The sequence below is a fragment of the Geodermatophilus sp. SYSU D00758 genome, assembly GCF_054049955.1.
This window is the reverse complement of sequence record NZ_JBJGYK010000013.1, coordinates 23,460-35,218: the sequence shown is the minus strand read 5'-3', so window position 1 is coordinate 35,218 and position 11,759 is coordinate 23,460. Positions and strand designations below refer to the sequence as shown.

Below are 11,759 nucleotides of genomic sequence, written 5' to 3'. Positions count from 1 at the left end.
GACGAATACGGGGGATGTGACCGGGCTCTCGCAGCGGTGCACTCGCCGGTCCCGCTCGATGCCGATATGGGCCGAGCCCAACCTTGTTGACGGCGATCGAACTGGTTGAAGTTTCTCTCACCCCGAGGGGGGACGTCAACCCCCGTTTCCCTCACGTTCACCGGTGATGCCGGTCACGGTTCACCCCGACCGGTGAGGTGCGGCCTCTCCGGTCGTCACAGCCGGTGCTGCGGTGATCGAGCGCCCTTCGGCATCGCCACGACAGCGGCGCCGCTCCTGGATCCCGCTGGCGGGGGGACCGAGAAACCCCACGGGAACGGCAGCGGCCCCACCCTCGGCGAGGGTGGGGCCGCTGCCGTGGTGAGCCGCCTGTCGGAATCGAACCGACGACCTTCTCATTACGAGTGAGATGCTCTACCGACTGAGCTAAGGCGGCGGGCGTGCGGGCAACAGCCTACGGCACGGGCGCCACCGACCCGCGCCACCCCGCACCGTTCAGGTGGGCAGCCGCAGCGCCACCGTCAGCGCCTCCACCGCCACCTGCGGCTTGACGTTCTGGGCCAGCGCCGTCCGGCAGTCGAGGACGGCGTCGATCCGGCGCAGCGCCCCCTCCGGCCCGATGCGGGCGGCGAGCACCTCGGCGTCGGCGCGCCGGTCGGGGTGGGCCAGCGTCGGCGGCTCCCCGCCCTCGGCGCGGACGACGGCGAGCACGAGCGCGTCGCGGTAGAGCGCCGCGAGGTCGACCAGCGCGCGGTCCAGGGAGTCCCGGCCGAGCCGGGTCGCGCGGCTCTTCTGCCGCTTCTCCAGCTCCTTGAGCTGGCCGGCCCCGCGGCTGGCCGCGGCCACGCCCGGCCCGCGGGCCCCCACGCCCAGGGAGGCCTTCACGGCCTCGGTCTCGGCGCCGTCGAGCTCGGCGACGGCCCGGTCGGACTCCTCCTTGGCGGCGCTGACCAGGTCGTCGGCGGCGTTCAGGCAGGCGGCCAGGGACACCAGGGACAGCGGGACGTCGAGCACGGCCTTGCGGGCCAGCCGCGCGGCCTCGTCGCGGGCGAGGTGCCGGGCCCGGCCGACGTGCCCGCCGGCGGCCGCGGCCGACCAGGCGGCCAGCGCGGGGTCGACGCCGTCCCGGCGGACCAGGACGTCGGCGACCGCGTCCACCGGCGGCTGGCGCAGGCCCACCACGCGGCACCGCGAGCGGATGGTGACCGGGACGTCCTCGGGGTGCAGGCTCGGGGCGCAGAGCAGGAAGACGGTGCGCGGGGGTGGCTCCTCCAGCATCTTCAGCACGGTGTTGTACGCCTGCTCGGTCATGCGGTCGGCGTCCTCGACCAGCACGATCTGCCAGCGCCCCAGGGACGGCGCCCGCCCGGCGATGCGCACCAGCTCGCGCACCTCCGCCACGCCCAGCGAGAGGCCCTCGGGGACGACGGTCTGGACGTCGGCGTGGGTGCCGGCGAGCACCGTCCGGCAGGAGTGGCAGGCGCCCGGGTCGGCGTGCAGGCCGCCGTCCGGGCACTGCAGCGCGGCGGCGAAGGCCCGCGCGGCGACCGACCGGCCGGAGCCGGGCGGGCCGGTGAACAGCCACGCGTGGGTCATCGCGGCCGGCTGGGCCACCGCGGCCCGGAGCTCGGCGACCACCGCCGGCTGCCCGATGACCTGCGCCCAGACCCCGTCGCTCACGCGCGCACCCCCAGCAGCTCCCCCACCCGACCGCGGACGGCCGCGGCCAGCTCCTCCGCCGGTCGGGCCGCGTCGAGGACCAGGTAGCGCCCCGGCGCGGCGTCGGCCAGCGCGCGGAAGGTCTCCCGGACCCGCCGGTGGAAGGCCAGCGACTCCGACTCCAGCCGGTCGGCCACCGCCCGCCCGCGGGCCCGGGCCAGCCCCGCCTCCGGGGGCAGGTCGAGCAGCACGGTGAGGTCGGGGACCAGGCCGCCGGTGGCCCACGCCGACAGCGCGCGGACCTCCTCCACCGGGATGGTCCGCCCCGCCCCCTGGTAGGCCAGCGAGCTGTCGACGTACCGGTCGGTGACCACGACCTCCCCGGCCGCCAGCGCCGGCCGGAGAACGGCGTGCGCGTGCTGCGCCCGGTCGGCGGCGTAGAGCAGCGCCTCGGCGCGGGGCGCCAGGCCGGTGTGCGCCCGGTCGAGCACGATGGCCCGCACGGCGGCGCCGGCGGGTGTGCCGCCGGGTTCCCGCGTCGCCCGGGCGGGCCGCCCCTGCCCGGTCAGCCACTCGACGAGCAGCCGCACCTGGGTGGACTTGCCCGCGCCCTCGCCGCCCTCGAAGGCGACGAACAGCCCCGGCCGGGTCGAGGGGTCGGCGGCCCGGCCGGCGGTCTCGACGGGCGGGACGGGGCGGCCGTCGTCGGACTCGGGAATCGCTGGGCTCCTCGGCGGTGGGGTGCGACCGCCCGCCACGCTACCGGCCGGCACCGACGATCCCGGCCGCGCGGGCCTACGGTCGGCGCGTGGACCGCTCCGGCGCCTGGGACCCCTCCGGCTACCTGCGCTTCGCCGGGGAGCGGGCCCGTCCCTTCGCCGACCTGCTGGCCCGGGTCGGCGCCCGGGCCCCCGCGGTCGTCGTCGACCTCGGGTGCGGGGAGGGTGCGCTGACCGCCGCCCTGGCCGACCGCTGGCCGGGCGCGGTGGTGACCGGCGTCGACTCCTCGGCGGAGATGCTGGCCGCGGCGGCCGCGCACGCCCGGCCCGGCCGGGTGGGCTACCTGCGGGCCGACGTGCGCGACTGGCGCCCGGACGAGCCGGTCGACGTCCTGGTGACCAACGCCGTCCTGCACTGGGTGCCGGGGCACCCGGCGCTGCTGCGCCGGTGGGCCGCGGACCTCGCCCCTGGCGGATGGCTGGCCCTGCAGGTGCCCGGCAACCAGGCCGCGCCGACGCACGCCCTCCTGGCCGGGCTGTGCCGGGCGCCGCGGTGGGCCGGCCGGCTGGCCGACGCCGCGCCTGCCGCCGACGCGGTGCTCGACCCGGCCGGCTACCTGGGCGTGCTGGAGGCGGCCGGGCTGGCCGCCGAGGCCTGGGAGACGACCTACCTGCACGTGCTCACGGGCGAGGACCCGGTGCTGGCCTGGGTGCGCAGCACCGTGCTGCGTCCGGTCCTCGCCCGGCTGGCCGACGACGAGGCCGCGGAGCTGACCGCCGCCTACGCCGCCCTCCTGCGGGAGGCCTACCCCCGCCGGCCGGACGGGACGACCGTGCTGCCGTTCCGCCGGGTGTTCGCCGTCGGTCAGGCGGGGACGAGCCGGTAGGCGTCGGTGCGGTGGGGCAGCTCCAGCTGCGCCCGCCCCCGGGTGCCGGGGTGGCCGGCCAGCACGGCGGCCACCCGGTCCAGGAAGGCCGCGCGGCGCTCGGCGTCCATGGTGGCGACGTAGCTGCGGGTGCCGATGCCGGCGACCACCTGGTCCGGCGTCACCCGCTGGACGAACCGGGATCGGGTGTGGGTCGCGGTGGCGCTCAGCTGGCGGGCGAACGCGGCCACGACGCGCTGGTCGGCCTCGTGGTCGCGGGCCTCGGCGGCCAGCACCTCGCCCAGCGCCCGCACCCACGGCACGGTCTCGTCGCGGGTGTTCCACACCAGGCCCACCACCCCGCCGGGGCCCAGCACCCGGCGCATCTCCGCGGCGGCCGGAACGGGGTCGAACCAGTGCGCGGCCTGCCCCGCGACGACGGCGTCCACGGCGCCGTCCGCGAGGGGGACGTGCTCGGCGCCGCCGACGAGCGTGCGGGTGCCCGGGTGCCGGACCCGCAGCTCGGCGAGCATCTCCCCGGCCGGGTCGACGGCGACGACCTCGTGCCCGGCGGCCAGGAGCGCGCCGGTCAGCAGCCCGGTGCCGGCGCCCAGGTCGAGGACCCGGAGCGGCCGGTCTCCGAGGAGCGCCGCGACCGCCTCGGGCGGGTAACCCGGGCGCAACGCGGCGTACGCGGCGGCGACGGAGCCGAAGGAGCTCCGCCGCCGCTGCCAGTCCTCGGCGCCGAGGTCGCCCGTGGGCACCGGCCTCAGCCGGCCGGGACGGCGTCGGTCCCCGTGGCCGCCGCGGTGCCCTTGGTCGCCTTCTTCGTCGCCGTGCTCTTCGTCGCAGTGCTCTTCGTCGTCGTGGCCTTCTCGGCGGTGGCCTTCTCCGCCGCTGTCGTCTTCTTCGCCGTGGTCTTCTTCGCCGTGGTCTTCTTCGCCGCGGTGGCCTTCTTCCGCGTGGCCTTCTTGGTGCTCGGCCGCGCCCGGCGGTCGGCGAGGAGCTCGGCGGCCCGGTCGAGGCCGATCGTCTCGACGTCGTCGCCCTTGCGCAGGCTGGCGTTGGTCTCGCCGTCGGTCACGTACGGCCCGAACCGGCCCTCCCGCACGGTCACCTGCCCCTGGCTGACCGGGTCCACCCCGAGCTCCTTGAGCGGGGCGGCCGCGGCCCGGCGGCCCCGCTGCTTCGGCTGGGCGAACAGCGCCAGCGCCTCGTCGAGGGTGACCGTGAACAGCTTGGCCTCGCTGTCGAGGGACCGGGAGTCGCTGCCCTTCTTCAGGTAGGGCCCGTACCGCCCGTTGAGCGCCTGCACCTCCTCGCCGTCCGGCGCGGTGCCCACGGTGCGCGGCAGCGTCAGCAGCTGGAGGGCCTCCTCGAGGGTGACCGTCTCCGGTGACATGGAGGAGAACAGGCTCGCCGTCCGCGGGGCCTCCTTGCTGCCCTCGGGGACGACCGTGGTCACGTAGGGCCCGTAGCGGCCGGCCCTCACCTCGACCGGGAAGCCCGACTCCGGGTCGGTCCCCAGCTCGCGGTCACCGGAGGGTGCGGCCAGCAGCTCGGCGACCTTCTCCTGGGTCAGCTCGTCGGGCGGGAGGTCCTCGGGCAGGCTCACGCGGGAGCCGTCCTCGCCGCCCACCTGCAGGTAGGGGCCGTAGCGGCCGACCCGGACGACGACCGCCTCGCCGCCCGGCCCGGTGGCGCGCAGCGGGATGGAGTTGACGCCCCGGGCGTCGATCTCCTCCAGCTGCTGGCCGATGACCTGCTTGAGCCCCCCGGAGGCGGCGATCCCGCCGGCGTGCCGGCCGGCGCCACCGAAGTAGAACTCGGTCAGCCAGTCGACCCGGCCCAGCTCCCCGCTGGCGATCTCGTCGAGCTCGTTCTCGAGGGATGCGGTGAAGTCGTAGTCGACCAGCGCGGCGAAGTGCTGCTCGAGCAGGTTCACCACGGCGAAGGCGACGAAGGAGGGCACCAGCGCCGAGCCCTTCTTCCACACGTACCCGCGGTCCTGGATCGTCTGCATGATCGAGGCGTAGGTCGAGGGCCGGCCGATGCCGAGCTCCTCGAGCCGGGCCACCAGGCTCGGCTCGGTGTAGCGGGACGGCGGCGTCGTGCTGTGCCCCTTGGGCTCCAGCTCGCGGGTGTCCAGCTGCTCGCCGCGCGACAGGCGGGGCAGCCGGCGCTCGGCGTCGTCGCTGCCGTGGTCGTCGTCGCCGGTGGCGCCCTCGTCCCGGGACTCGACGTAGGCCCGCAGGAAGCCGGGGAAGGTGATCGTGCGGCCGCTGGCGGTGAACTCGACGGCCTCGTCGGTGCTGCTGCGCCCGGCCAGCCGGATGCTGACGGTCTGCCCGACGGCGTCGGCCATCTGCGAGGCCACGGTGCGCTGCCAGATCAGCTCGTAGAGCCGGAACTCGTCGCGGGCCAGCTGCGCCGCGAGCTGGCCCGGCGTCCGGAAGCTGTCGCCGGCCGGGCGGATCGCCTCGTGCGCCTCCTGGGCGCCCTTGGCCTTCTTGGCGTAGCGGCGCGGCTCGGCGGGGACGAAGGCGTCACCGTAGAGCTGGCGGGCCTGCGTGCGCGCGGCGTTGATCGCCTCGTCGGACAGGTTGGTCGAGTCGGTCCGCATGTAGGTGATGTGGCCGTTCTCGTACAGCCGCTGGGCCACGCGCATCACCTGCGCCGACGACCAGCCCAGCTTGCGCCCGGCCTCCATCTGCAGCGTCGAGGTGGTGAAGGGGGCGTACGGCCGGCGGCGGTAGGGCTTCTCGTCGACCCGGCTGACCGTGACCTGCCGGCCCTCCAGCCGGGCGGCGAGCCCGCGCGCCCCGGCCTCGTCGAGGTGCACGACCTCACCGGTCACCCGACCGGTGGCCGGGTCGAAGTCCCGCCCGGTGGCCACCCGGCTCTCGTCGACGCTCACCAGCCGGGCCCGCAGCGTGGCCGGCTCCCCCTCGTCGGTGGCCGCCCGGTCGCCGGTGACGGCGAAGGTGCCCTCGAGGGACCAGTAGTCGGCCGAGACGAACGCCATCCGCTCCCGCTCGCGCTCCACCACGATGCGGGTCGCCACCGACTGCACGCGCCCGGCCGACAGCTTGGGCAGGACCTTCTTCCACAGCACGGGGCTGACCTCGTAGCCGTAGAGCCGGTCGAGGATGCGGCGGGTCTCCTGCGCGTCGACCAGCGCGGTGTCCAGCTCCCGGGGGTTGGCCACCGCACGCGCGATGGCCTCGGGGGTGATCTCGTGGAACACCATCCGGCGCACCGGCACCCGGGGCTTGAGCGTGTCGACCAGGTGCCAGGCGATGGCCTCGCCCTCGCGGTCCTCATCGGTGGCGAGGTAGACCTCGCTGGCCTGCTTGACGAGCTGCTTGAGCCGGGTGACCTGCTGCTTGCGGTCGGGGCTGACGACGTACAGCGGCTCGAAGGAGTTGTCGACGTCCACGCCGAGCCGCGCCCACGACGCGCCCTTGTGCTCGGCCGGGACGTCGGCGGCGTTGCGCGGCAGGTCGCGGATGTGCCCGACGCTGGCCTCGACGACGTAGCCGCCGCCCAGGTACCCGGCGATCTTGTTGGCCTTGGTGGGTGACTCCACGATGACCAGCGGCCGCCCTCCGGCGGCCGCCGTGCGCGAGCGGGCGGGCGTGCACGTGCCGCCCGAGGTGCTCGGGGCGGTCTCGCTGCCGGTCTTCGCGGTCTTCGTGGGGGCCACGGTGCTCCTGTCGGTAACGCTGGCTGCGGGCGCCGGTTCCGGCGCCAGGGCGGACGCCATCGCTGCGCGTACACCCTCGGCGACGCCACGGTAGGCCACGATCGGAACGTCGGTCCGGGCGGCGACCCCTCGCCGGTGTGCCGCCGGTGCGCCGTCCCCCGCTCCAAGGGGTGGGCGGCGCCGGGTGTTCCCGGGCGTCGACCTCGCTGTCCGGGGCCTCGGCCGGGTCGGCGCTCTTCGGATCCGCGCTGTTCGGGTCGGCGCTGTTCGGGTCGGCGCTGTTCGGGTCGGCGCTGTCCGGGTCGGCGCTGTCCGGGTCGGCGCTGCCCGGGTCAGCGCTGCCCTGCGACCACCTCACCGACGGCCGGGAGGGTGCGCCCGTCGGGATCCAGGTACCCGGTGTGCCCCGTCGTCCACCCGGTCGGCAGTGGTTCGGCACCCACGCGCGGGTTGTCGGTCTCGGTGCCGAACCAGTCCGCCAGCCAGGTGATCGGGTCGGCGGGCGAGGAGGACTCGTACACCTCCGGCGCCTCCAGCCCCGCGGCGTCGTTGTCCACCCCCGGGCTGCCGAGCAGCACGACGGCGTCAGCGGCCAGGAGACCCGGCTCGTCGGCGGCCCGGTCCACCACCACCGTGCCGTAGCTGTGCGCGACGACGGTGACCCTGCCGGGGCGGTCCGGCCGGGTGGCGGCCAGCCCGTCGAGCGCGGCGTCGAGCCCCCGCCCGCCGTGCCAGGACGCCCCGGGCAGCGGTGCACCGAGCACCGACGGCGGCCGGTAGCCCAGCCAGGCGACCGTCGCGACGGCGAGGCCGGGGGCCGCGGCGAGGGCGGCGTCCCCGATCGCCGCGGCGTCTCGGGCGAGCTCGCCGAGGTCCCCCGCCGGGTCGTTGCCGACGCCGGGCACCAGCACGCCCACCACGTCGGCGGTGTCGAGGTCGCCGAGCCCCAGCGCGACCAGCTCCTCGGCGGGCCGGAACTGCCACAGCTGCACCTGCTGGCCGGCGTCCTCCCGCGCGGCGACCTCCCGCGCGACCGCCGAGGCGACGGCGTGCCCGGGGGCGGCGGGATCGGCGAGGACGGAGTCCAGGAGCCTGCGGTTGGCCTCGTCCCGTGCCCAGGCGGGCACGCCGTCGAGCGACCCGACGAGCACCGGCGTGCGCTGGATCGCCCGCTCCCGCTGGGTGGTGGACAGGCCGGCCCACCAGGCGGCGACCTGCCCGGGCGGCGCGCCGAGCAGCAGGGTCGGGTGCGGCGCGGGCGGCGCACCGACCAGCCCGCTCAGCGCCGGGAAGCCGACGGGCCCGCCGGACGGGCCCACACCCGTGGCGGCGAGGGCGTCGGCGGCCGCCGCGGCGGCCAGGACCGCGCGCGCCGCCGCCTCGAGGGCCTCCTCGGCCAGCTGCTGGGCGCGCAGCGCCGTGGTGGTGTCCTCGACGTCGAGCCCGGGCACCAACGGGTCGGCGCCCGCCCCACCACCGATCGCACCGGCCGCCGGGCCCAGGTCGACCAGCCGGCCGGCGTCGTCGAGCCGCACCGGTACCGACGCCGCCGTCGCCAGCGCCCGGGCGGCCAGGTCCTGCGCCGTCGTGGCCGCCGCCAGCAGCGCCCGGGCCTGGTCCAGCGAGCCGGTCAGCGCGCCGGTCACCGCCATCAGCACGGTCGACACCTCGGTCAGCGCCGCCCCTGCCGCGGTGCCGGCCGGCCCGTACCAGCAGTCCGTGTCCCCGAGCGCCCGGCCGACCGCCTCCGTGCGACCCCGCCAGGCGGGGAGCCGGTCGGCGACCGCCGACAGCGTCCACACCGCCCCGCGCACAAGCGGGACGTCCCAGCCCGCCACCTCGGTCAGCGGCGCGCTCACGGCGCCCCCGCCCCGGCCCGCCGGGCCAGCGCCCGGTCGGACAGCGCCGCGTCGAGCTGCCGGTAGGAGGCCACCGCGTCGCGCAGGGTCCCGGCCAGCGCGCCGGTGTGCCCGGCGACGAGGCCGAGCAGCAGCGCCCACGCCTGCGCCGCCTCGGCCGCCGGCCCGCCGGCGGCCGCACCCAGCGCGGCGCCCAGCGACCCCGCGGTCGAGCGGCACAGGCCCGCGTCGTCGTCCAGGTCGCGAGCGAGGGCGGCCAGGTCGTCGGCCAGCGCCTCGATGGCCTCGAACTGGGCGGCGATCGTCGTGGACACGCAGGGCACCTCCGGCTCCGGCCGGCCACTCCCGGCCGGCGCGGGGCGGACGCTAGGCCGCGACCGGGACGACCCCGTCCGCTGCGTCCACAGGTCTCGGACCGGTCCACAGGTGCGGCCGGCGGCCTCCGCCCGGCGCGGGCCGGGCGGAGGCTGCCGGGTGTGCGATCAGGGGGCCGAGGTGGTCAGCTCGTCGTCGGTGTGCGCCGGTGCGCCGCCGACGACGACCGACCGCCGCTTGGAGACGACCACCGCGGCGACGATCACGGCCACGGAGACCAGCGCGATGGCCACCCGCAGGCCGGTGTTCTGGTCGTCCCCCACCGACATGCCCACCACCGCCGGGGCGATGAGCAGCGCCACCAGGTTCATCACCTTGATCAGCGGGTTGATGGCCGGGCCGGCGGTGTCCTTGAACGGGTCTCCGACGGTGTCGCCGATGACGGTCGCCGCGTGCGCCTCGCTGCCCTTCCCGCCGAAGGCGCCGTCCTCGACCATCTTCTTGGCGTTGTCCCAGGCGCCGCCGGAGTTGGCGAGGAAGACCGCCATCAGCGTGCCGGCCGCGATGGCCCCCACCAGGTAGGCGGCCAGCGGGCCGAAGCCGAGACCGAAGCCGACCGCGACGGGGGCGAGGACGGCGAGCAGGCCGGGGGTGGCCAGCTCGCGCAGCGAGTCCTTGGTGCAGATGTCGACGACCCGGCTGTAGTCCGGCCGCTCGCTGAAGTCCATGATCCCCGGGCGGGTGCGGAACTGCTCGCGCACCTCGAACACCACGCGGCCGGCCGCCCGGGAGACGGCGTTGATGGCCAGCCCGGAGAAGAAGAACACGACGGCCGCGCCGATCACCGCGCCCACGATGTTGTTCGGGTTCACCAGGCTGAAGGCGTCGTCGAGGGTGGTGCCGGCCTCCTCGAGGGCCACCGCGATCTGCGCGTTGTAGGAACCGAAGAGCGCCGTGGCCGCCAGGACCGCCGTGGCGATGGCGATGCCCTTGGTGATCGCCTTGGTGGTGTTGCCGACCGCGTCGAGGTCGGTGAGCACCCGCGCGCCGTCCTCGTCGAGGTCACCGGACATCTCGGCGATGCCCTGGGCGTTGTCGCTGACCGGGCCGAAGGTGTCCATGGAGACGATGACCCCGGCGGTGGTGAGCAGACCGCAGCCGGCCAGCGCCACGGCGTACAGGGCGGCGCCCCCGCCGATGAGGAAGGCACCGTAGACGGCGGCGCCGATGAGCAGGGCCGCGTAGACAGCCGACTCCAGGCCCAGCGAGATGCCGGAGAGGATGACGGTGGCCGGGCCGGTCAGCGAGCTGCGCCCCACGTCCTGCACCGGCTTGCGGCTGGTCTCGGTGAAGTAGCCGGTGAGCTGCTGGATCGCCGCGGCGAGCACGATGCCGACCAGCACGGCCACGAACCCGAGCACCTGAGGGCTGACCACCGAGTCGGGGACGTCGGCGACGCTGGGCAGCACGGTGAACGAGGCCGCCGCGACCAGCACCAGGGAGACCACCGCGGACGTGAAGAAGCCGCGGTTGATCGGCGCCAGCCCGCTGGAGTCGTTCTTGCCCGGGTTGCTGGCCAGGATGCCGACCACCGAGGCGATGATCCCGATGGCCGCGACGGTCAGCGGGAAGACCATGCCCACCGCGCCGAAGAAGACCTGGCCCAGGATCAGCGCCGCCACCAGCGTCACGGCGTAGGACTCGAAGAGGTCGGCGGCCATGCCCGCGCAGTCGCCCACGTTGTCCCCGACGTTGTCGGCGATGGTGGCGGCGTTGCGCGGGTCGTCCTCGGGGATCCCGGCCTCGACCTTCCCGACGAGGTCGGCGCCCACGTCGGCGGCCTTGGTGAAGATGCCGCCGCCGACGCGCATGAACATCGCCAGCAGGGCGCCGCCGAAGCCGAAGCCCTCCAGGACGACGGGCGCCGTCTCGTCGAACAGCAGCAGGGCCAGCGCGGCACCGAACAGGCCGAGGCCGACGGTGATCATCCCGCAGACGCCACCGGTCCGGTACGCGATGCGGAAGGCGGGCCGGTAGCCGCCGGTCCGGGCGGCCGCGGCCACCCGCACGTTGCCGCGCGTGGCAAGGGTCATGCCGATGAAGCCGACCAGGGCGGAGAACAGCGCCCCGACCAGGAAGAACAGCGCCCGGCCGATGCGGGTCCCCCACCCGCCGTCGGCCACCGGGAGCACGAGCAGCAGGAGGAACACGATGACGGCGAAGACGCCGAGGGTCCGGAACTGGCGGCGCAGGTACGCGGCCGCACCCTCCTGCACCGCCCGCGCGATGTCGCGCATCGTCGGCGTCCCCTGGTCCGCGGCCATGACCGCGCGCACCAGGTAGGCGGCGAAGGCGAGGGCGGCGATCGAGATGGCGAGGACGATCGTCACCAGGACGATGTCCCCGCCGGAGAGTGCGCTGTCCGGCATGTGTTCCCTCCAAGTGGGTCGGCAGCCCCCGGGGCACACGCGCTCCGGTCGGCGGAGGTCGGCGTCCAGCCGCCCGGGGAGGCTTCCCGAGCGCCTGGGTGCCGCGTGAGTGTAAGGGAGATCACACCGTGTGTCGTCGTTCCGCGGACGTCCCGTGGCCGCGGACCGCACGCACGCACGGGGTTGCCCCGCGGTGTGACAGTGGT

The 11,759-nt window shown here is 76.0% G+C and carries 8 protein-coding genes and 1 tRNA gene; 1 reads left to right on the top strand and 8 read right to left on the bottom strand.

Features of this window, described 5'->3' with window-relative positions:
• Nucleotides 1–363: 363 nt before the first annotated feature.
• The 3 genes from ACI8AC_RS11425 to tmk form a co-directional block, all read right to left on the bottom strand.
• Nucleotides 364–436 (bottom strand) — tRNA-Thr (locus tag ACI8AC_RS11425).
• 59 nt (nt 437–495) lie between these two features.
• A complete protein-coding gene (locus ACI8AC_RS11420; RefSeq protein WP_456897886.1) occupies nt 496–1,680 on the bottom strand; it encodes a DNA polymerase III subunit delta' in 1,185 nt (394 codons plus the stop codon).
• Nucleotides 1,677–2,432, bottom strand: a complete 756-nt coding sequence (gene tmk / locus ACI8AC_RS11415; protein ID WP_456897885.1) for a dTMP kinase — start codon at nt 2,430–2,432, stop codon at nt 1,677–1,679. Before tmk ends, ACI8AC_RS11420 begins: the two co-directional genes overlap by 4 nt.
• Nucleotides 2,433–2,467: 35 nt before the next feature.
• On the opposite strand from tmk, the gene ACI8AC_RS11410 reads away from it, so the two are divergent.
• Nucleotides 2,468–3,265: a trans-aconitate 2-methyltransferase gene (locus ACI8AC_RS11410; RefSeq protein WP_456897884.1), complete on the top strand. Its 798-nt coding sequence runs from the start codon at nt 2,468–2,470 to the stop codon at nt 3,263–3,265.
• On the opposite strand, the gene ACI8AC_RS11405 is transcribed toward ACI8AC_RS11410, so the two are convergent.
• From ACI8AC_RS11405 to ACI8AC_RS11385, 5 genes are all read right to left on the bottom strand, one after another.
• Nucleotides 3,244–4,008 carry a class I SAM-dependent methyltransferase gene (locus ACI8AC_RS11405; RefSeq protein WP_456897883.1) on the bottom strand — a complete coding sequence of 255 codons (765 nt, stop codon included), beginning with the start codon at nt 4,006–4,008 and terminating at the stop codon, nt 3,244–3,246. The genes ACI8AC_RS11410 and ACI8AC_RS11405 overlap by 22 nt on opposite strands.
• Before the next feature lie 5 nt (nt 4,009–4,013).
• A complete protein-coding gene (topA, locus tag ACI8AC_RS11400; protein WP_456897882.1) occupies nt 4,014–6,950 on the bottom strand; it encodes a type I DNA topoisomerase in 2,937 nt (978 codons plus the stop codon).
• A 332-nt stretch (nt 6,951–7,282) separates the two neighbouring features.
• Complete coding sequence (locus ACI8AC_RS11395; protein WP_456897881.1) at nt 7,283–8,809, bottom strand: alpha/beta hydrolase; 1,527 nt, start codon at nt 8,807–8,809, stop codon at nt 7,283–7,285.
• The gene (locus tag ACI8AC_RS11390) at nt 8,806–9,123 is read right to left on the bottom strand and encodes a hypothetical protein (RefSeq protein WP_456897880.1); all 318 of its coding nucleotides are present in this window, start codon (nt 9,121–9,123) and stop codon (nt 8,806–8,808) included. The genes ACI8AC_RS11395 and ACI8AC_RS11390 overlap by 4 nt, the downstream gene beginning before the upstream one ends.
• A 168-nt stretch (nt 9,124–9,291) precedes the next feature.
• Complete coding sequence (locus ACI8AC_RS11385) at nt 9,292–11,553, bottom strand: sodium-translocating pyrophosphatase (RefSeq protein ID WP_456897879.1); 2,262 nt, start codon at nt 11,551–11,553, stop codon at nt 9,292–9,294.
• Between the last annotated feature and the right edge of the window lie 206 nt (nt 11,554–11,759).